Genomic DNA, 21,669 nt, shown 5'->3' with positions numbered 1-21,669 from the left:
TTTACATTCTCAAATTAAATTCTCTACTTTTGCAGAATATTTTTACAGACATGCAAAAAGCTTTGATGTACTTCGGATTGGGAACCGTAATCAGCTTCCTGATCAATTATTTCTTTTTAAGTTCAGAGAATATTGGACTGGATATTTATTATGCTGTGGCCTTTGGTTCTGCCTGGGGACTTGCTTATTATCTGGATACGCCCAATTTTTCACTGCCTAAGAAATTATTACTGTCATTTGTAGGAATGGGAATTCTTGTTCTTGCAGGAACATTAATTTTTAAACTTGAATTGGCGATTCCGTCTATCCTGAAATTTTCTACCGTTTTCGTTGCGTATTATTTATTTGCAAGCTTCAGAGGGAATAAATCCCTTAGAAACTAGTGAAGCATAATAAAGCTTAAGTACATCAGTACCATAAACATCAGAAGTAATCCGATATAGTTTAGAATAAATAATAAGGAACCTTTTAGTATACTTATCCTTTTCTTTGTTTCATATACTCTGTGATGCGCTACAAAGAAATAGATCGTCATATAAACTGCCAGCGCTATACAGGCTAGAACATATAATAGGGTAAGTAAATTGTTGTCCGGTAAATAGCTTGTGATTTTTTCTACAACAATAAAAACTAATATTCCTAATAACAGGAAAGAGAAATAGTGAAGGGTAAATATACCATGATCAAAGTACCACCATTTCTTTTTGTTATGAAACAGCCATAAAAAGAAAGCAAATATAGGTAGATATGCAAAGAGTGCTTTGGGTATTGTATGGATGAAGTTATCTTTATATTTTTCCCAAATCTGATGCTTGCTATATCCTTCTTCCTTTAATGAAAAAGCTTTTTCTGCCAGGGGTCTTGCTAATGAATATATTCCTGTTTTATCCTTTGCAAGTATAGAATCATACTGTTTCAGAGTATAAGCATTCATAATGGACTCTTCTTTAGTATCAAATGTACTATCAAAAAGTTCAGCCTTTTCTTGGGTGTCTTTAATCTTTATGGTGTCCAAAGCCTTTAAAGTATCCAAAGCTTTTTGAGTGTTAGTGGCTACTTCATGGGATAAGACACCTTCTTTCTGCAGATCTTTTACAATATCTTTTGAAATTTCTTTTGGCTTTTTTGCCTTTGTTTCTTTTTTTATCTGGCTTGGCTTTTTAGCTTCCTCCTTGGCGTGAGGTAAGATGTTGGGTAGAAAGAATGTGATGAAGCTTATAAATATGTATAGCTTTACAGGAGCCACATATAATTGTCTTTTACCAGCCAGATATTCTTTGGTAAGCAACCCTGGCCGGGTAAACAGATATTGCATGGTTTTCCAAAACTGCCCGTCATAGTGGGTGAAATCCTCAATGAAATGAGTAAAGAGAAAATGAAAGGGCTGTCTGCTTTCAATATTTTCCTGTCCGCAGTGTGGGCAAAACCTTTCATCAACCTGATGTCCGCAGTTCAGGCAGGTTTTATCATCTCTTAGTTTTCCGTGGCTCATGAATTATGGGAATATGATTGTCACAAATATAATTATTTCAATGAAACTGTAATTATATTAATGCGTTTTACGGAAATCTTTAAAGTAAAATTAATAAAAAGAAAGAGTTGAGGGAATGAACTCTTTGCTGTATCATTTGTGTTTTTAGAATCCTCTAAGCGTTTTTTTTCATCGCCACAACAATTTACAAGATGCATGCCAAAATTATAATAGTGTTAAAATCTATTGATTGAAGGGTGTACAGACCAGATTATATAGATAAAATAAAATATGTTTTTGGGTTACAAAAATAATTTGTACCTTTGCACACCCTTTTAGGGGTAAATTATGTTTAATCTTTAACTAAAACGTGTGAATACATTAAGTTACAAAACTGTTTCAGCGAACAAAGCTACTGCTAATAAAGAATGGGTTGTGGTAGACGCTGAAGGACAGCCGTTAGGTAGATTAGCTTCTACGGTTGCAAAGATTTTGAGAGGTAAGCACAAAACGAACTTTACACCTCACGTAGATTGTGGTGATAACGTGATCGTTTTGAATGCTGGGAAAATTACACTTTCCGGAAACAAGTGGGCTGATAAGACTTATATCTGGCATACAGGATATCCTGGTGGACAGAAGTCTATGACTGCGGCTGAACTTCAAAAGAAAGATTCTTTAAAGGTATTAGAGAAATCTGTAAAAGGTATGTTGCCTAAAAACAGATTAGGAGCTGCTATCCTTAAGAACCTTTATTTATATGAAGGAACTGAGCACAAACATGAAGCTCAACAGCCTAAAACAATTAATGTTAACGAATTTAAATAATTAATTATGTCTATAGTTCACAAAATCGGAAGAAGAAAAACTTCTGTAGCAAGAGTTTATGTAAGACCAGGTTCTGGTGTTATTACAGTAAACGGTAAAGATGCTAAAGAATATTTCTCTACAGACGTGATGGTTTACAAATTAAACCAACCGTTTATCCTTTCTGAGACTGTTGGTCAGTATGACGTTACCGTAAACGTATTCGGTGGTGGTAATACAGGTCAGGCAGAAGCTATCAGATTAGGTATTTCAAGAGCTTTATGCGAAATCAACGCTGAATTCAGATTAGCATTGAAACCAGCTGGTTTACTTACAAGAGACGCAAGAATGGTGGAAAGAAAGAAGCCAGGTCAGAAAAAAGCAAGAAAGAGATTCCAATTCTCAAAACGTTAAGAATTGCGATAAGCTTAAAGCAATATGCAATAAGCTTTTTGAAAAACTTATTAAAATTTTTAATTCGCTTCAAAGCCTATGGCTTACTGCCTGAAGCTTAAAGCAAAATTGCCCGTTACGTTTAGCATCCAAACGCTTCTCCCATCTAAAGAAGTTGTTGATTGTTTAAAAGACGGAAAGTAAACTAACAAAAACAGAAAACATGGCAAAAGCAAATGTAAAAGACCTTTTAGAGGCTGGCGTACACTTCGGTCACATGACTAGAAAGTGGAACCCAAATATGGCTCCATACATTTTTATGGAGAAAAACGGTATTCACATTGTAGACTTACATAAAACAGCAGTTAAATTGGATGAAGCTTGCAGCGCTTTAGAAAAATTAACTTCTGCAGGTAAAAAAGTTCTTTTCGTAGCTACTAAGAAGCAAGCGAAAGAAGTTGTTGCAAAACACGCTTCTGAACTTAATATGCCTTATATTACAGAAAGATGGCCAGGAGGTATGTTAACGAACTTCGTTACTATCAGAAAGGCTGTAAAGAAGATGAATGCTATCGACAAAATGAAAAAAGACGGTACGTTCGAAACTTTATCTAAAAAAGAAAGATTACAAGTTGACAGACAAAGAGCTAACTTAGAAAAGAACTTAGGTTCTATCTCTGACATGGTTCGTCTTCCTTCTGCAATCTTCGTTGTAGATATCTTGAGAGAACACATCGCTGTAACTGAAGCTAAGAAATTAGGTATCCCAGTTTTCGGTATTGTTGATACAAACTCTGACCCTAGAAAAGTTGACTTCGTTATCCCAGGAAACGATGATGCTTCTAAATCTATCGATATGATCTTGAGCATTGTTTCAGAATCTATCAAAGAAGGTCAGTCTCAAAGAAAAGCTGATAAAGAAAAATCTAAAGAAGAAGGAGAAGTAGTATCTGCTGATAAAGATGCTGACTTCGATGCAGAATAATTAAAGATTTTCTTTAATATAGGAAAAACGCTGGATTTCGGTCCAGCGTTTTTTTATTGTTTACAGCCCAATTTGTAGACTATTTTGGGCTACTTAAGTAAAGGGCATATAATTAAAATAAAAACCCGCAGAATCCTGCGGGTTATATATTAGTTTGAAAGTTTTATAGAATAGGAAGTTGTTACAAACTTTGTAGACTGATAGGTTGAGTTACAAAGAAGTCCGGATAACCTGTAGTTTTGATTTTTAGGAACCATTGTATATCCTATTTTTCCCGCACCGATAGGGATTTTCTTGAAGAAATTATTTCCGCTTACCGTAAGTACCATATTGCATGGAGATTTATTTTCTACTGAAATAGAAGTCCTGGGATTTTTCGGATCATCACTGTTAAGAAGATCATTAAGAACATCTGCTGTTTCCGGTTTATAGGTCTTTATAAGTTCACTATATTCTCTTTCCGTATTGGCTCTGTTACCTGAATTACCGGTAGAGGAGGGATAGGAGGTTCTTCCCGGATAACTGCCATAATTTACATTACAGCTGGCAAGGATCATTGAAATCCCGGCAAAAACTAATAGTTTTTTCATACTAGTTTACTTTTTGGTTTTTCTTTTTTGAAGACTTCTTTCCTTTGACTGCATCCTTTTTGGGAAGGTTTTGCCTCTGTCTCAGGGTTATTTCTGCTTCATCAGTTTATACGGAATTTAATGTAGGTAATTGTTTTTCCTTTCGCTGAGAAAAGTTCTTCATAATAGGTTTTGATATCTCTGAGATGTTCAGTATTAGGATCGTATTCCGGCGCTCCGTAGATATCATGATGAGCGCTAATAATTTCATAACCAGCTCCCTGTAAATACCCCAGTGTATAACCGTGTAAAAACTCTGAATCGGTTTTTAAATGAACAATACCACCAGGTTTCAGGAACTTTTTGTATCGGTTTAAGAAATCAGGGTGAGTCAGTCTGTGCTTTGTTCTCTTGTATTTGATCTGTGGATCCGGGAAAGTAATCCAGATTTCATCTACTTCATTTTCAGCAAAAAAATGATCCACAAGCTCGATCTGTGATCTCAAAAAAGCGACATTAGTCATATTGTTTTCTACCGCTTCTTTAGCCCCAAACCAGAATCTTGCTCCTTTAATATCAATTCCGATAAAGTTCTTTTCAGGAAAAGTTTTTGCGAGTCCTACAGAATATTCTCCTTTCCCACAACCTAATTCCAATACAATTGGATTGTCATTTTTAAAGAAATTTTCTCTCCATTTTCCTTTAAGTTCAAAACCTTGTAAGGCATCTTCCCTTGTAGGTTGGATTACATTCGGTAATATTTTGTTTTCTGCAAATCTTGCTAATTTATTCTTGCCCATTGAGTTATAAAATGAGTGCAAAAGTAGTGAAAATTTATGAAGAATTTCTGCCTTTTAAAGGTAAAAGACAGAGCGGTAATCCGTGAATAATTGTAACTAATGGCTTCCTAAAGCCACCATAATAGGTCTTTCAATTGTTTTTTGTGAAGCATATTGAGCGCCACAAACCAGGCTGGTGAAAAGATACTGGCCTTTTTCTATAACAATTGAACCTTCTCCCTGAGCAGGTACTGCCAGTCTGTATTTGGTTGTACCTACCCCTTCCATTCTTACAATGATATTACAGTCTGATTTATTTTGAATCAGGACAATGCATTCTTTAGCATTGGGATCATTATCAAACAAAGAGTTGAGGATTTTAACCGTTTTATTTTTGTGTTCTACGGGAGATACCGCCATAAGCATATTGAATTCTTCTGCTTCTGTATTGGGAATGGCTGTATTAGCTGACGCATTTACAACAAATGTATTCTGTGCAGTACTAGGAGTATAAACGGTGGTAGGCTGTTTTGCGGCTAATTCGGCCTTGTATTTTGCAATCTGCTTCTGTTTGATGATAGCATTCATCTCATCAAAGGTGATCTTTGTGGAAGGCCTTCTCTTCAGCATGGCAAGCATTTCCTGCATATCTTTTACTTTCTGATCGGCTGGATGCGCATTTTTGATGTATTCTTTCATCATGTCCATTACCCTTGGTTTCAAAACAGATCTCCGGGGATCATCTGGATGGGCATCTCTTAAGAAGGCATTGATTTCATAGATATTCTTACTTTTCAGAATATTACTATAGTCTTTCCCTTTTTTTTGAGCAGACATAGTAAAGAAAAACATACAGCAAAGAAGTAAAAGTACTCGTTTCATTAATTAATATTAAGTTAAAAAATAGGTGCTTCTCTCTTAATTTGCGTTTTGGGGTCAGTTAGTTTTTATTTGGATAACGAAATACTAGTGTTTTTATTTTAAACACTTGTTTGTGAGATAAAATTAAACATATTTTTGAATATTGAGAAAAGATATGCCATAAAAGTTGAATAATCTGCATCGGATGTATTGTGGAAAGGGTTTAAGACGGAATTTCTGTTTATTACAAAAAAATAATCCATGTGAAGAACATGGATTATTTATATCTAATGGAATTATTTCTCTAATTATTGCTTACAACCTCCTGAAGATGTGAGCTTCTAAGTCTCTTCTGATAGATTGGCAGATATTTTTCAATAGGAACCTTTATGGCTTCAAAGTTTCCGGCTAATACATAAGCCTGAATGTTTTCAGAAGTATAAACGAATTGAAGGAAATTATCAATTAAATTCTCAGGAATTTTAAACCTTGTAAAATAATCTTTCCCCAGATAGTTTTTGATCTGTGCAACGGAACTGTTCATTCTTTCGTAGGCCTGATAACGCTGTTTTTTCTTTCTCTCACCAGACAGGATATCATAGATACTTTCAAGGCTGAAGGTAAGCCCGCCATCTCTCAAGCCGGCAACAGGAAGCTCAGGAGGAGTTCCGTCACCTTTCGGTTCAGGAAGCCCGATTACTTTCTTAAGAGCATATGCTTTATCTTCTTTTCTTAAAGAATTGACATCATACCGAAGGTTTCCAGTAGGTTTGAACCTGCTGAGTACAATTTCCTGAATTTCATAGTACGCAATTTTAAGCTCAACCAGATTTTTTTGTGTCATTGATTGAGGTGTTAGCTTAATATCTTTTCTTTCGGTAACAATAGAGGTAAACCGGATTACATCTCCGGGATTGGCAGGGATATTAAAATTACCATTATAGTCCGTAAGAACGGTTTTCTGGGTGTTTAAGTTTGTGACATATACCTGATTGAGATATAAAATAGAGTTGTCTCTCAGGAATACCTCTCCGGAATACATTTGAGCATTAATTTTTGCCAGAAAAACCAATAGCAGTATAGTAAACAGTTTCTTCATATAATGCGCAAAATTACATAGAAATAAAGCAATTTTGCTTAGTTAGATGAAGAATAGTGGTTAAAGTTATATTAAACTTTAACATTAAACTGTTAAGGACTGTTAGAAATCTGCAATTCCCTTAAAAAAGTATATTTATAAGTAAAGAAGCCGGAAGAAAGAATACTGAGTCTTCAGTGGTACTTTCTTCCGGCTTCCTTTTTTATCTGTGTTTTACAAGCAGCCAGCTCGAGTATTTTACAGTGAGAGTAGAACCATATTCTGTCCAGGTGATAAAATACCAGTAGGTTGCTGTAGGGACATATCTTCCGCCTATTCTTCCGTCCCAAGTATATCGGTTTTCCGGAGTTCCTCTGAAAACTTCTGCACCGTAACGGTCAAAGATTCTGAATACAAGATTATCATTGGCCATTAAAGCAGAATAATCTATTCCTTCGTTATAACCATCTCCATTCGGAGTAATCGTATTGATCAGATTAATAATGGCAAATGGTTTTTTGACTTCTTCACACATTTTAGAGTCTCTTACAAATACATTGTGCGCTCCTCTTGGTACATTGTAGAAAACATTGGAACTCTGCCATACCACACCATCCAAAGAATATTCATAAGGAGGAGTACCGCCACTTACTCCGACTTTTACCGTTGTTCCATCAATTTCAATAGACGTAATCATAGGAAGAGGCAATTCAGTAACATTTACATATTGTTTGTAAACACAACCATTGAAAGTAAGTTCTACCCAATAACTTCCGGGGGCTACATTGTTTATGGAAGGGGTAGTAGCACCCGTACTCCACAGATATCTTTCAAAGCCAGGCCCTGCATCCAGCGTGGTCGTTGTTTTTGGGCAGATAGCCTTGTCTTGTAATACATCTGATTTTTTAGGAACTTTAATATTGATTTTAAGAGTACCTACTTCCGGACAAACCCCATTTTTTTCAAAACGGATATAATAAGTCTGGGAAGTTGTAATATTAACCGGTGATGAAACGCTATTCACATCATTCTGAGCATCCGCCAAAGTTGCGTGAAAAGTGAAAGTAACGTTAGGATCTAATGTAAACTGAGGAATAAACTGAGCCAGGTTCACACTTTTTATTCCATCCAGATCATCATCACAGACACTTTCTGTAACGGTTTTAGTAATCAATGTTACCTTAGCTCCGATACTGAACTGTAGAGGCTTGATCACAGAAGCACAGCCATCAGGAGAATCTACTCTGATGTAAATCGTAGTGGTTGCTGTATAGCTCCAGCTGTTAGAAAGAGTATTGTTATTTCCAGCGTTAGCATCTGCCAGATTTGCATAATATCTTACATTGGTAAAATAATTAGGGTTATTAAGTACAATAGGAGTGATATTGGAAAGGATAAGAGTAACCGTTCCGTCCAGATTATCATCACAGAAAATACCATTGTAGTTATCCAGAACAATCGCTTTATTGAAAAGAGATAGTGTAATTTGTGCAATACTTTTACAGCCAATATTGTTCTTTACAACGGTATATATGATTGTTCCATTAGGTGCAGTATAAGCCGTAGTGTTGGTGATCAATGCTGCTGCATTTTCATTCTGAGCATCTACAAGAGTAGGATAATAAGTAATAGTAACAGGAGAGTTATTGGTGACGTTGGCTGTCGTTAAATTGAATGTACCCTGTCCGTTGATATCACAGGCAAATAATGTTGTATTCATTACTGTAAGAGCCTGAATATTGATGGTAACTGTTATCGTTTCACAATCCGGAAAGTCCGGATCATTTCCACAAAATGTATAAGTGAATGTATCTGTTCCGGATGTTCCGGGAGTAGTTACAGTATAAGTAATGATTCCTGTAACAGGATTTATTACTGCAGTACCCAAAGTAGGTGCCGTTGTAATTGCTACCGTGCCTGGAACAGGAGTTTGTGTTGAGCTGCTGAAGGCAGGGGTTATAGTCTGCGAAGTACATACGTTGTAGGAAGCATTGGTAAGTTTTGTACAATTCAGAACCTTAAATTTTTCAGTCACTAAAGGTGCGCAGCTTCCCATTGTTACAGAACATGTATAATATCCGGGTAGTGTAGGGGTAATTGAGGATGTTGTAGCTCCCGGAACAAGTGTACCGTTTCTGTACCATTGATACGTGTCATAGATCAGTGGGTCTACAGTAAGAACAATACCTGGAATACAGCCGTCGCCTGATTGTAAAATAACAGGCTGTGTAGGAAAACCGGCGAAAAAGCCTCCGTATCCTACGGCGTCACTTCCGGCAGTGATTCCTGCCATAATAGCTTTGTTTGAAACTACAGTAATGGTACCTGTCACATTGGGTATTCCATACGTGACCCAGTTGGTGGTACCTGTCATGTTGTAAGGACCTGTTATCGCAGGAGGATTAGCTCCGTTTACTGTAATAATAGCCCCTCTTTCCGTTATAAGATTCAGTTTTGTCGGGATGTTCAGAATACCTCCGGGATTTCCATTAGAATGAACAAAGTTTTCATTAATAAGCCCCAGTTCATTAATCTGTTTCGGAAGGTAACAGTTCAAAGCCGGAATGAAATTGAATCCTCCGGTAGCCGTTTCATTTCCCGAATTGGAATCTCCGGCTAAAATCTGGTAGACATAAGCATTTTTTGATGTTTTTAGGTATAAATTATAATGCCCGTTTCCCTGAAGGATATATTTGGAATCAGGAATAACGAAATATTTCCCTGCATTAATGGTAGCTATTGGGGGTATTTCATTATTCACAAAGATCTGAGTATTGTCTTCAGTGGCAATTACAACAGCACCTTCCATATTGGCACCAATCGGTCCGTTGCCTTTTACAAGAGCAAATTCATTTCCAAGTCTGTTGACAGGCACTGCCTGGTCCATTAAAATGTCTGAACTGGAAGGGAAATTTCCTGCATATTGCCCGTTAAAATTTCCATTGGTGACATTGATGGGTTTGTTTGAAATAATTTTGGAGCCGATGAAACCATCAAAGTTTCCTGCAATATCCCCGATTCCGTCAATGATGTAAGATTGTCCTTTATTTAAGGTGAAAGTCATTGTCGGATTGGTAGCTCCGGTTGTTCCGTTAGAAAACTGAACGGCAGGATTGTATCCAGAGATGGTAACGGTGGTGTTATCTTCAGTTGCCAGCACACTGGTCATGAAATTCAGAATATTGTTGCTCACCGTGATAGGAGCGGAGGCTGCATAAAATGCTTTTCCCGTGGAAGGAATTCCTTTGGAAGTAATGATTTCCGCATGGTTGAATACCGAGAACCTTAAATTGGCATAAAAAGGGAATTCTGCTTTAAGGTATAATCCTTTGGTTGTAGGAGTAAATAAGTCCGTCTGCTGTGTGGTAATGATATAATTCCTTAATACATCGAATTTCTGCGGGTTATTTTTACTGATATTCACCGTTCCGATCAGAACATTGTTATTATAAATATTTACAGGGAAAGGAGTTGTTCTGCTGGTGGATAAATACAGTTTCTGATAAGGATTGGGAGCGCCAGTCCTGTCTACCATCGGAGCAAACCAATGCTCTCGGTCCAATTGGGCAAAAGCAGAGGTAAAAATATAAAATATAAATATAAAAGATAGAATTTTCTTCATTCAGTAGTAGTATTTATCACAAATTTAATAATAAAAAGCATTGAATGCTTGAAAATGTAATAAAAAAGCCACGATTATGAAATCGTGGCTTACCAATATGGTTTTAACTAATTATTACTCTCTGTTTTTAACAAGAATCCAACCTGTATATTTTATTGGAGTCTTTTCTTTATTGGATTCAGTCCAGTTGATATGATACCAGTAGGTTCCTGTTCCAAGTTTCTTATCAAAGTGTTTTCCGTCCCATCTGTAGTTGTTGAATTTATTTCCGGTAAATACCATATTTCCATATCTGTCATACACTACAAAGCTTAGGTTTTCTTTATAAGCAAGTTCACTGTAATCTATATAGTCATTTACATTATCTCCATTAGGAGTAATGGCATTCAATAGATTAGGGACTGTAATTTCTACCTGAGTAGGGGTACAGTTATAAAAGTCTTTTACATAGAAAGTATGCTGTCCTCTTGTTAAGCCTGTGAAGACATTTGAATCCTGCCAGTTAGCAGTTCCGTCAACGGCATATTTATAAGGTGTTTTACCTCCGCTTACAATTACTGTAGCTGTATTGTTGTTAAGTTCGATTGTTTGGATTACCGGATCTTCAACTTTTTTAACTTTTACAGTCTGAGTAAGGAAACATCCGTTCTTACCAAGTATTACAGTATATTCTCCAACACCTATGTCTCTGATACCTGAAGTGGTAGCGCCAGTACTCCATTGGTAAGAGTCATATCCGGAACCTGCATCCAAATTGGTTTTAGCATCCATACAGATATACTGATCTACCAATACAGGAGATTTTTTGATTGGAAGTACAATTAATTCAATTTTTGCATTTGCTGTACATCCTTCCGCAGTAGTTACTTTCACATATACAAATCCTCCTGTTGAAGGGAAGTTATCTGGCGTTGTGATTTCGTTGATACCTGCAGTAAGGTCATTCAGAGTACGGTAATATTTTTTAGTAACGGCATTATAATCTGTTACTTTAGCTTTAGTAAGATCAAAATAAGCATAAGGAGCTACATCATACCAACATGCTTTAATAGAAGTATCCGTTACAATGAAAGGTACTACAGTCAGGTTTAATGTTACCTGCTCACAATCTGTAAACTCAACAGAGTTTCCACAGAATTTATAAACTATTTTATCTGGTCCTAAATATCCAGGATTTGGAGTATAGGTAATTGTTCCGTTTGGATTAACTATTGCTGTTCCTTTTGTAGGAGGAGTTAAAATTACTACGGTAGTTGGTACTACTGTCTGTGTTGACGAAGTAAACGTTGGTGTAATAATTTTAGTAGAACAAGCGTTAAGAGCTTGAGTTGTTTCCTTTAAACAGTTTTGTACTTTATAGATAGGAGTTGTCACAGGAGGACATGTTCCCATAGTTACTTTTACAGTATAATTTCCTGATTGTGTAGGAGTATAAGTGTAAGAAGTTGCACCTGGAATGGCAACCCCGTCACGATACCACTGGTAAGTTTCATATCCGTCATCTAGTTCAAGAACGATTCCTGGTACACATTCTCCGGTTTTTTTAGCAATAACTGGAATTGATGAGAATCCGGCAAAGTAACCTCCGTATCCTGCAGAACTAAATCCTCCGTTGATACCAGCTGTTACAGCCTTTGTAGAAGTGATTTTAAGATTTCCGGTTACTCCGGTAATTCCATACGTTACCCAGTTAGCATTTCCTGTTACTGGATATGGACCATCTGTCGCGGCAACTGGGCCGTCATTTACCATTACTGTTGCTCCTGTCTCTGTTAAGATATTTAATTTTACAATAATATCCTGAACAGCGCTGGCACCTCCTGTCCCAATAGGCATTTCATTGATCTTTCCGATTTCATCAATCTTTCTTGGAAGGAAACAGTTCAACGGCGGAATATAGTTGAATCCATTGGTCGCATCACTTCCGAGAATTCCAATGAATTGATATAAATACACATTTTTAGTAGTAGAAATGAACATATTTGAATGTCCTGAAGTTCCTTGAGCCACATAGCTGGTTTCATTAATTCTGTACCATTCTCCGGCCGCAAGTGTTACAACAGAAGTACCACCTCCATTTAAGAATACTTCAGTATTATCTTCTGTAGCAACAATAAGACCTCCCTCCATATTTAGGTTAGGAGCAGTAGATCTTGTTTTCACCATTGCAAAAGTATTTCCAAGTCTGTCAACCGGCACAGATTGATCCAGAACCGGGTCACTTCCTGATGGTGAAGTAGAGAAGTTGGCATTACAGCTTCCGTTGGTAAGTGTTATGGGTTTGTCAGCAACTATTTTTGCACCGATAAAACCTGTCTTGTTTGCTGACTGAGTTCCTGATCCTGCAAGAATGAAAGATTGTCCTTTCTGCAATGTAAAGGATTGGGTATTTCCTGTAGGGGTACCGTTAATAAAAACTACGCCGGCAGTAGGGTTCCATGATACTGTTACATTGGTATTGTCTTCAGTAGCCAGGACACCTGCAGTAAAGTTTTGAATACTGCTCGTACTTGTATTAGGAGCTGCAGCAACGAAAAATGTTTTCCCAATTCCAGCTCTTCCTTTACTGGTAATAACTTCCCCGTGAACACTTTGGGCAAGTCTTAAACTACAGTAAAAAGGCTTAGCTGCTTTTAAATACAGTCCTTTATTACCAACATTAAATGCTTCAGTAGTAGTACCTGTAGAGATAAGGTTGTTGGCAACCTTGTAGGTTTGTGGGTTAGTTTTACTGATGGTAACCGTAGTAACTAAAGCATTATTGTTATAAATGGTTACATCAATGGGAGTGGGGGAATCAGTGGAAAGGTATAACATGTTGGTATATCCTCCGACACTGTCATAATAAGGAGCAATCCAATGCTCGCTATCCCTTTGTGCAAAGAGTGTATTAATTGTCAAAAATATTAATACCAAACTGAGTAGAAATCTTTTCATGTGTATGGAATTAGGATTTCTACAAAATTAAAATAAAAAATGAAATACCTTTAATAAAATGTAAAGAAATGTTAAAAAAATATTACCGATTTTTAAATAAAATCCATCCTGAGTACGAAACTGGTAATTGTATTTTAGGCCAATCTATCTGATGATAATTGATATATCTTTTTATGGGGATTTATTTAATTTAATTTTCTATTATGAAAATAATTCTTATTAGAAGGCTTATGGAAGAATACTTTTTGGTAGTTGGTAATTTTGATTGTAATATTTAACACGGATGTCTGTTTCTGTATTATAATTAAAATGTTTGGCGAATAAAAAAATCCCGATGAAATTCACCGGGATTGAATATTTTTTTGAAGATAAGCTTATAGACTTACTCTTACAAATCCTGTTACTTTTAGATCTGCATTTACAGATTTTACATAGTCAGCAACTGAGATACTTCCGTCTTTAATGAAATCCTGGTGTACCAAAGTGTTGTCTTTGTAGAATCTCTGCATTTTACCTTTAAGGATATTATCGATAATGTTTGCAGGTTTACCTTCTTCAGTAAGTTTGTGTCTTTCGATCTCTAATTCTTTGTCGATAGTTTCCTGAGAAACTCTTGTTTCGTCCAAAGCGATTGGGTTCATAGCAGCAACCTGCATAGAAACGGCTTTAGCAGCTTCATCAGCTCCGTCTACTTTAGCAGAAAGAGAAGAGATTGCAGCGATTTTGTTTCCAGCGTGGATGTAAGCTCCTAAGAAATCTCCCTGAATTCTTTCGAAAGATCCGATTTCAATTTTCTCACCGATAACTCCTGTTTGCTCTACTAATTTCTCAGCAACAGTCATTCCGTGGAAGTCAGTAGCTAAAAGCTCTTCTTTAGTAGCAGCGAAGATTGCCATCTCAGCTAATTCATAAGCTAGCTCGATGAAAGCTTCATTTTTAGCAACAAAGTCAGTTTCGCAGTTTAGAGAGATCACTACACCTAAAGTGTTATCTTCGTTTACTCTTGCGATTACTGCACCTTCAGCAGATTCTCTGTCAGCTCTGTTAGCAGCAACTTTTTGTCCTTTTTTTCTAAGGATGTCTACCGCTTTTTCGAAGTCTCCTTCAGCTTCAACTAGAGCTTTTTTGCAGTCCATCATACCTGCACCTGTTTGGTTTCTCAATTTTGCTACGTCTGCAGCAGCTGGTGTATAAGACATAATATCTATTATTTTTTTTATTTAAGATTAGTATTAATTTTTAGCTTAAATTTAGAGCAGTGCAAAGATAATGATTTTAATGATAAACTAAAAAATGACTTTTCACGTTATTAATATATTTAATACTATTTTAAAGATTTGATTAATGAAAAAAATCTTATTCCTTCTATTTATATGCATTTTCTCACTTGGTTTTTCTCAAAAAAAGAAGAAAACAAAATCTAAAGCTGTTGTTGAAAAGGAAACTGTAATTATCTATACAGAGCAGGAAGCTGAGATTTCAAAAGAAGCCAGAGTAATTGCCGGCTTTTTGAAACAGAATCCGGGGCATGCTAAAACAGATTATTTTAAAAGAAAACTGATTGATATTATCATGGCAGATAATTCTCCTGAAGCAAAGCCTACGATTAAACCAATCAGTAAGGAGAAAATTGAGAATATCGTTAAGAATAATGAGCTGAACAGCGGTAAGACAATTGCAGCAAATAAAACTTATACGGCGAATGGAAAACCTGTTTCTAATAATACAGCAGCGGCTATTGAAGCCTTAAAAGAAGAGAGAAGAACAACTTCCTTCGCATCTGTAGGTTCTGCGGGTTCAGCAAAAAGTGCAGGTACTTCTAAAGCTGGGCCAAGCGAAGAAAATAAAAGAACTGCAGCAATGCTTACCCATCTTTTTAATAATGACCTTAACAAAAATGAGGCATATATCAATATTAAAAACAGATCTAGCTGCAATCTTATTGTAAAGATAAGCGGTAAAAAATATTATAATCTGAGTGTTCCTGCAAAAGGAGAAAACTTTATTCTGGTAGATAAAGGAGAGTATATCATGACAACAATGGTGTGTGATGCAAAATATTCAGCCCCGAAGAAGATTACTCAGGATATTGAAATAGCACTTAATGTTGCAGAATAGAATAGAAGAAAACTAAAGTAAAAAAGGTTAAGAAGAAATTCTTAACCTTTTTATTTTTATCCTTTAAACTGACCCATCGCAATGAATTTATCCTGTCTCTGGGTTTCAAGCTCCTGTCCTGTAAATTTGGAAAAAGCTTTGATGTTTTGTAAAATTGAATTTTTCAGGTTCAAATACGTTGTCTCCTGATCGTAATGAGCGCCTCCTAGTGGCTCCTCAATAATTCCATCGATGAACTTTTCTCTTAAAGCGTCTGCCGGAGTAAGGTTTAATGCATTGGCTGCATCTTCCTTGTGATCCCAGTTTCTCCATAAGATAGAAGAACAGCTTTCCGGTGCAATTACAGTATACCATGTGTTTTCCAACATATATACCTTATTTCCTACACCTATTCCTAATGCGCCACCACTGGCTCCTTCTCCGATGATGTAAGTGAAGATAGGCGTTTTCAGCTGAACCATTTCAAAAATATTTCTTGCAATAGCTTCTCCCTGTCCTCTTTCTTCAGCTTCCAATCCTGGATATGCCCCCGGTGTATCTACTAAAGTTACTACAGGAATATTGAATTTTTCAGCAAGCTTCATTAGTCTTAAAGCTTTTCTGTATCCCTCAGGATTTGGCATTCCAAATCTTCTGTACTGTCTTTCTTTAGTTGTTCTTCCTTTTTGAGTCCCTATGATCATTACTTTCTGACCGTCCAGGGTAATCAATCCTCCAATCATTGCCGGATCATCAGCGAAATTTCTGTCTCCATGAAGTTCTAAGAAACTGCCTTTGTCTGCCATCCCATTGATATAATCCAATGTATAAGGACGATCCGGGTGACGGGACAGTTGTACTCTTTGCCAAGGTGTAAGATTTCCATAGATTTCTTTTTTCTTTTCTAAAATCTTATCCTCAATCTGGCTGCATGCTAATTTTACATCAACACCACTTTCTTCTCCTACTAAAGAACACGTCTGGTATTGATCCATCAATTCTTTGATAGGAAGTTCGAAACTTAAATATTCCATTTCTTGAAGTAAATTAAATCTTTCAAATGTATGAAAAATTATGGTTATTCTATTTAAAATTATTTATAGCATTGGTTATTCTGGAGGTACTTTCCTCTTTACCAAGGGTTTCCAGAATGTCTGGAACGTCCGGTCCTTTCAATTCTCCTACTAAAGACAAGCGTAATGGCATCATTACTTTACCCATACCCAGTCCTTTGCTTTCCGCAAAATCATGCATCGTCTGCTTCAAGGTCTCTGCAGTAAAGTCTGTAGATTCAAATGCCGCTGCCAATTCTGCTAAAATAGAAGATGTTTCATCATTCCATGCCTTTTTAGACGCTTTTTCATCATAAGAAGTCGGAGCTTCAAAGAAGAATTTTCCGTTTTCATAAATATCTTTAGGGAAAGTTGCTCTTTCTTTCATCAGATGAATTACTTTCAACAGTTTTTCATCAGAAGCACCTGCAAAATTAATATCTGTATTTTTCAATATCTGAAGAAGTTCTTCGTCAGACTTCATCTGAATATACTGATGGTTGAACCACTCTGATTTTTCTTTGCTGAATCTTGCACCTGCTTTATGTACTTTATGAAGGTCAAATTCTTTGATCATCTCTTCCAAAGGAAGAATTTCTTTATCATCTGCCGGAGACCAGCCTAATAATGCGACCATATTGATGAAAGCATCAGGAAGATATCCGTTTTCTCTGTATCCTTTTGAAACTACACCTGTTGCAGGATCTTTGAAATCAAGCGGGAATACCGGAAACCCGAATTTATCTCCGTCTCTTTTGCTTAATTTCCCTTTTCCTTCAGGTTTCAAAATTAAAGAAAGGTGTGCAAACTGTGGTGCTTCCCACTGCATTGCCTCATATAATAAGGTGTGAAGTCCTAAAGATGGCAGCCATTCTTCTCCACGGATAACGTGAGATATTTCCATTTCATGGTCATCAATGATGTTGGCGAAATGATACGTTGGCATTCCGTCATTCTTCACAAGAACTTTATCATCTAAAGTATTTGTATTGACAGAGAATTTCCCACGGATGATATCATCAAGATTTAATACTCTGTCTACAGGCATTTTAAACCTTACTACATACGGAGTCTTTTCGTCTAACAATTTTTGAACTTCTTCTTCAGAAAGAGCAAGACTATTTCTTAGCCCATTTCTTGTTTTATTGTCATAAGAGAAAACATCACCTCTTGCTTCATATTCTGCACGGGCTGCATCTAGCTCTTCTGCAGTATCAAAAGCAATATAAGCGTAATCTGTCTTTAGGATCTGCTTTGTGTATCTGTCATAGATAACTCTTCTTTCAGATTGTCTGTAAGGAGCAAATTTTCCTCCTTTCTTAGGACTTTCATCAGGGATGATTCCGCACCATTCCAAAGCTTCTTCAATATATTCTTCAGCTCCTTCCACGTATCTTGCAGTATCTGTATCTTCAATTCTCAATACAAATTCTCCTCCCTGGTTTTTAGCAAAAAGATAATCATATAATGCGGTTCTTACGCCTCCCAAATGTAATGGTCCTGTAGGACTTGGAGCAAAACGTACTCTTACTTTCTCCATTTCAATTTAAATTTTTGCAAATTTACTTAAAATTATGCGTTTAAGAGATGATTTATAACCTGGTATTGGTTTTTTGAGCTTAACTTTTTTTATTTATTCTTTTAAATTTTCTCCAAATGCCGTTTTAGAATACTCTGCTTTATATTTCAAATGATTTTTTATTCTATAAATTGTAATTTACATATAGCCATGTTGTGTTTAATTAATTCATAATGTTAAATCATTGAATTAATTTTAGTGTTGTTCTTATTGCTTGATTAAGTTTGTTTCTGTAATTTATTTTTAATAATTAAATCACAAATTAGTGATCGTTTATTCTTTTGTTAATAGTACTTTAATAGAATTTTAATTTCACTAAATAATGATATATATCATTATGTAATTTCTTTTCTCACTTACTGTTGAATATTATATTTGCCGGAAACTTTTAATTAATACTATGAAAAAACAAATTTTATTTTGCTTCAGTAGTTTACTGATGCTTTTCATGAGTTCATGTTCAACGGAAGAACTGAACAATGAGGTAACACCTGAAAGCCCGGCAGCAAAGGCTAATAGTCGATTATCAGCAGCCAAATTTGTAGGAGACGGAATTTACGATGTCTTAGGACATGGTTATAATGTTGCCGGTGAATATGCCAATGCAACAGCAGCTGGTTTTAAAGTGATTGATATTGATCGTTTTAAAATAGAGCAGGCAAACAGATTAATCAGTGAAAATACTTTCTCACAGGAATATACTGAAGAATATGGTGAAAATGCTGAATCATATTCTAAAATGGTTTCAACCAAAGTGAATGTTACTGCCGGTATTCCATTATTTAAGAAAACACTTTCGGTAGGATTCAATTCTGCAGTAACTACCAACAATAAATTTGAAGGAAAATATATCTACGGAAGCTATAACCTTACTATTAAGCAAAAAAGAGTAAGATTCAATGCTACTACAGATATGTTGGGAGACTATCTTACTCCGGAATTCGTTCAGGATCTGCAGACCAAAACTCCACAACAAATTGTACAGGACTATGGAACTCACGTAACACTTGATATCTATACAGGAGCAAAACTGGATGTTTTATTCCAGGCTGAAACAAGAAGTCAGAGCCGTGACCGTGCAGCGAGAATTGGTGTGAAAGTAGGAATGAAAGACATTTTTGATGTAGATGTAACAAATGATGTGAATACTTCTGAATCTTCTATGAACTACTCTAAAAAGCTAGCCTATAAAACAAGAGGAGGGGACCCTTCAAAAAGTTTAGTAGGAGATCTGAACCTTGATCAGACAAATCCTAAAATTAACATTTCAAACTGGCAGAACAGTTCTAATGCAACTAATTCAGTGCTGGTAGATTTTGGAAGTAATGGATTGGTTATTATTTATGACTTAGTGAAAGATGCGGCTAAAAAAGCTCAGCTTAAAGCGTATGTAGATCAGTATCTGATAGATAATAAAGTTTATATGGAGTTCAATACTATTCCGGTTTACAGATACTACAACGGTGTAGATCATTATTATACAAAAACTCCGGGAAGCTACAGCGGATACTCTTATGAAGGAACAGAGTTCAATGCATTTTTATACAAAGCTCCAAACACAGTTCCTATTTACAGATATTGGAATGGTAAAGACCATTATTATACAAAAACTCCGGGATATTATCAGGGGTATGTAGACGAAGGAATTGAGTTCAATGCTTTTGCTACTCAACAGCCCAATACAGTTCCTATTTACAGATATTGGAATGGTAAAGATCATTATTATTCAAGATCCAGTGCAAGACCTGCAGGGTATGTTTCTGAAGGGATTGAATTCTATGCCTATTAATTAGAAATATTAAAATTTTACAACCAAAGAAACCGTCTCACTCTGAGACGGTTTTTTAATAGAATGAAGGATATGACAAATATTCGTGCATTATTTTCGTTGATAGTGAAACACTGAAAGAATATTTCCGGCAGTCTTATCATTAAAAATGTATTTTTGTACCTTAAAATTTAGATGATCAATGAAAAAAGCAATCTGCCTTTTTATCGTAGGAGAGAAGTACTGGAAAATGTATAATAAAAACAGAGCTAGATTTGAAAGCTATGCTAAAAAATGCGGAGCAGATTTAAAGATCATTGATCAACCTATGGATGATAGTTTTCATCGCCCGCTTCTCTCTCAAAAGCTTTTGATACCGTCAGAAACAAGAGATTACGATATGGTTCTTTTTTTAGACCTTGATATCATTATTTCAGATAAAGCACCTTCTGTTTTTGATTATCTTCCTGAAGACAAATATTTCGGAGCTATCCTCGATCCCAGAGGAACTGAAGAATTCAACAAAACCTGGGGACATATCCCAAGAATACTGGAAGAGACGAGCGAGATATATTTTACTGACCGTCATTTTGAAGCAAATCCTTTATTGCAGGGAAGCATCAACGGTGGGGTATTTATTTTCAGACCGGAAAAAGTAGCTGATATCTTTAAAGAATATTATTTTTCAGCTCACAATCAGGGTGAGCTGAATAGTTTTGAAGAAACCCCATTCGCTTATTTTTCCCAGATCAATAATTGGTTTGAAGCTTTACCATCAGCGTTTAATGTTCAGATTTTATACAAAATAAAAGGGACTGAAAAAGGAAAGGAGGTAGAACATAATGAGAAAAAACTCCCGGAATTTTTCAGAAAATATTATTACAAAAAATCAGGATACTGTTTTTATCCCACAAAGAAGTATAAGAATTACGTACAACAAATCATTGCTGAAAATTATTTTACTCATTTTTCCGGCAACTATCCTATAATCTACAATTAAATTATGAGCATACTTTCACGAATTTCCAGCAAATTTATAACAGTTTCTTATGGTATTACTGTCAATGATGAAGCAAAAGAACTGAAAAATTTATTGGATGTCCTTCTTCCTTTGATTGACAAGAATGATGAGGTCATTGTTCTTCAGGATATTACCAATAAAAATAAAGAGGTAACAGAATTGCTGGGTAACTATGATAATATTATAAAACTTGAAGCAAAACTGGAAGGAGATTTTGCCACTTTTAAAAACAGATTGATAGAAAAGGCGACGTGCCAATATCTGTTTCAGATTGATGCAGATGAATATCCTACTGAGCATTTCATCAAAACATTGAAGCCTTACCTTAAAAAAGAAAAAAGTGTAGAAATATTTTTCGTTCCAAGAATCAATATTGTAGAAGGAATTACAGAAGAATATGTACAGCAGATGGGCTGGAATATGAATAACGAAGGTTATATTAATTTCCCAGACTATCAGGCAAGGATTATTAAAAACAATAAAAAAATCTTCTGGAAAAATAAGGTACATGAAGTACTGTATGGAAATAAAAATTTTACAGAAATTCCAAAAAAATATGAATTGTCATTAATTCATAAAAAGAATTTTGAAAAGCAGCAAAAGCAGAATAATTTTTATGAAACTTTGGAAGATTAATCAGGTTGAATTAT

General features: G+C 35.7%; 18 protein-coding genes. 8 read left to right on the top strand and 10 right to left on the bottom strand.

Annotated features, from left to right (window positions below):
- The first annotated feature begins 50 nt into the window (after positions 1-50).
- Positions 51-383: a hypothetical protein gene (locus FW780_RS11865; protein WP_149833856.1), complete on the top strand. Its 333-nt coding sequence runs from the start codon at positions 51-53 to the stop codon at positions 381-383.
- Here FW780_RS11865 and FW780_RS11860 read toward each other — a convergent pair.
- Positions 380-1,492: a DUF3667 domain-containing protein gene (locus tag FW780_RS11860; protein ID WP_149833745.1), complete on the bottom strand. Its 1,113-nt coding sequence runs from the start codon at positions 1,490-1,492 to the stop codon at positions 380-382. The two genes, FW780_RS11865 and FW780_RS11860, sit on opposite strands and share 4 nt — an antisense overlap.
- A 351-nt stretch (positions 1,493-1,843) precedes the next feature.
- On the opposite strand from FW780_RS11860, the gene rplM reads away from it, so the two are divergent.
- The 3 genes from rplM to rpsB all read left to right on the top strand — a co-directional run bounded on the left by rplM (position 1,844) and on the right by rpsB (position 3,656).
- Positions 1,844-2,299 carry a 50S ribosomal protein L13 gene (rplM, locus tag FW780_RS11855; protein WP_027375420.1) on the top strand — a complete coding sequence of 152 codons (456 nt, stop codon included), beginning with the start codon at positions 1,844-1,846 and terminating at the stop codon, positions 2,297-2,299.
- Positions 2,300-2,305: 6 nt separating this feature from the next.
- On the top strand, positions 2,306-2,692 hold the full coding sequence (gene rpsI, locus FW780_RS11850) for a 30S ribosomal protein S9 (protein ID WP_047385930.1): 387 nt from the start codon (positions 2,306-2,308) through the stop codon (positions 2,690-2,692).
- A 202-nt stretch (positions 2,693-2,894) separates the two neighbouring features.
- Positions 2,895-3,656 carry a 30S ribosomal protein S2 gene (rpsB, locus tag FW780_RS11845; RefSeq protein WP_047373581.1) on the top strand — a complete coding sequence of 254 codons (762 nt, stop codon included), beginning with the start codon at positions 2,895-2,897 and terminating at the stop codon, positions 3,654-3,656.
- Between the two features lie 149 nt (positions 3,657-3,805).
- On the opposite strand, the gene FW780_RS11840 is transcribed toward rpsB, so the two are convergent.
- The 7 genes from FW780_RS11840 to tsf form a co-directional block, all read right to left on the bottom strand.
- On the bottom strand, positions 3,806-4,246 hold the full coding sequence (locus tag FW780_RS11840; RefSeq protein WP_149833744.1) for a DUF6759 domain-containing protein: 441 nt from the start codon (positions 4,244-4,246) through the stop codon (positions 3,806-3,808).
- A 101-nt stretch (positions 4,247-4,347) separates the two neighbouring features.
- Positions 4,348-5,025, bottom strand: a complete 678-nt coding sequence (gene trmB, locus FW780_RS11835) for a tRNA (guanosine(46)-N7)-methyltransferase TrmB (protein WP_149833743.1) — start codon at positions 5,023-5,025, stop codon at positions 4,348-4,350.
- Positions 5,026-5,121: 96 nt separating this feature from the next.
- Positions 5,122-5,886 carry a DUF6759 domain-containing protein gene (locus FW780_RS11830; protein ID WP_149833742.1) on the bottom strand — a complete coding sequence of 255 codons (765 nt, stop codon included), beginning with the start codon at positions 5,884-5,886 and terminating at the stop codon, positions 5,122-5,124.
- A gap of 283 nt (positions 5,887-6,169) precedes the next feature.
- A complete protein-coding gene (locus tag FW780_RS11825) occupies positions 6,170-6,964 on the bottom strand; it encodes a hypothetical protein (RefSeq protein WP_149833741.1) in 795 nt (264 codons plus the stop codon).
- Positions 6,965-7,166: 202 nt separating this feature from the next.
- Complete coding sequence (locus FW780_RS11820; RefSeq protein ID WP_167510680.1) at positions 7,167-10,565, bottom strand: T9SS type B sorting domain-containing protein; 3,399 nt, start codon at positions 10,563-10,565, stop codon at positions 7,167-7,169.
- A 114-nt stretch (positions 10,566-10,679) separates the two neighbouring features.
- Positions 10,680-13,502: a T9SS type B sorting domain-containing protein gene (locus FW780_RS11815; RefSeq protein ID WP_149833740.1), complete on the bottom strand. Its 2,823-nt coding sequence runs from the start codon at positions 13,500-13,502 to the stop codon at positions 10,680-10,682.
- Between the two features lie 374 nt (positions 13,503-13,876).
- On the bottom strand, positions 13,877-14,701 hold the full coding sequence (gene tsf / locus FW780_RS11810) for a translation elongation factor Ts (protein ID WP_047385945.1): 825 nt from the start codon (positions 14,699-14,701) through the stop codon (positions 13,877-13,879).
- 145 nt (positions 14,702-14,846) lie between these two features.
- On the opposite strand from tsf, the gene FW780_RS11805 reads away from it, so the two are divergent.
- Positions 14,847-15,620: a DUF6759 domain-containing protein gene (locus tag FW780_RS11805; protein ID WP_149833739.1), complete on the top strand. Its 774-nt coding sequence runs from the start codon at positions 14,847-14,849 to the stop codon at positions 15,618-15,620.
- 56 nt (positions 15,621-15,676) lie between these two features.
- On the opposite strand, the gene FW780_RS11800 is transcribed toward FW780_RS11805, so the two are convergent.
- Positions 15,677-16,633 carry an acetyl-CoA carboxylase carboxyltransferase subunit alpha gene (locus FW780_RS11800; protein ID WP_149833738.1) on the bottom strand — a complete coding sequence of 319 codons (957 nt, stop codon included), beginning with the start codon at positions 16,631-16,633 and terminating at the stop codon, positions 15,677-15,679.
- Between the two features lie 49 nt (positions 16,634-16,682).
- On the bottom strand, positions 16,683-18,191 hold the full coding sequence (gene gltX, locus FW780_RS11795; protein ID WP_149833737.1) for a glutamate--tRNA ligase: 1,509 nt from the start codon (positions 18,189-18,191) through the stop codon (positions 16,683-16,685).
- A 439-nt stretch (positions 18,192-18,630) separates the two neighbouring features.
- Here gltX and FW780_RS11790 point away from each other — a divergent pair, with 439 nt between their 5' ends.
- The 3 genes from FW780_RS11790 to FW780_RS11780 all read left to right on the top strand — a co-directional run bounded on the left by FW780_RS11790 (position 18,631) and on the right by FW780_RS11780 (position 21,655).
- Positions 18,631-20,019, top strand: coding sequence for an MAC/perforin domain-containing protein (locus FW780_RS11790; RefSeq protein ID WP_149833736.1), 1,389 nt, complete (start codon positions 18,631-18,633; stop codon positions 20,017-20,019).
- Positions 20,020-20,200: 181 nt separating this feature from the next.
- Complete coding sequence (locus tag FW780_RS11785; protein WP_149833735.1) at positions 20,201-20,998, top strand: glycosyltransferase family protein; 798 nt, start codon at positions 20,201-20,203, stop codon at positions 20,996-20,998.
- 3 nt (positions 20,999-21,001) lie between these two features.
- Complete coding sequence (locus FW780_RS11780) at positions 21,002-21,655, top strand: glycosyltransferase (protein WP_149833734.1); 654 nt, start codon at positions 21,002-21,004, stop codon at positions 21,653-21,655.
- Positions 21,656-21,669: the final 14 nt, after the last annotated feature.

Origin of the sequence: Chryseobacterium sediminis (assembly GCF_008386505.1) — a bacterium.
GTDB lineage: Bacteria > Bacteroidota > Bacteroidia > Flavobacteriales > Weeksellaceae > Chryseobacterium > Chryseobacterium sediminis.
Note: the sequence above shows the minus strand (reverse complement) of the source record. Positions and strands in the feature narration are given on the sequence as shown.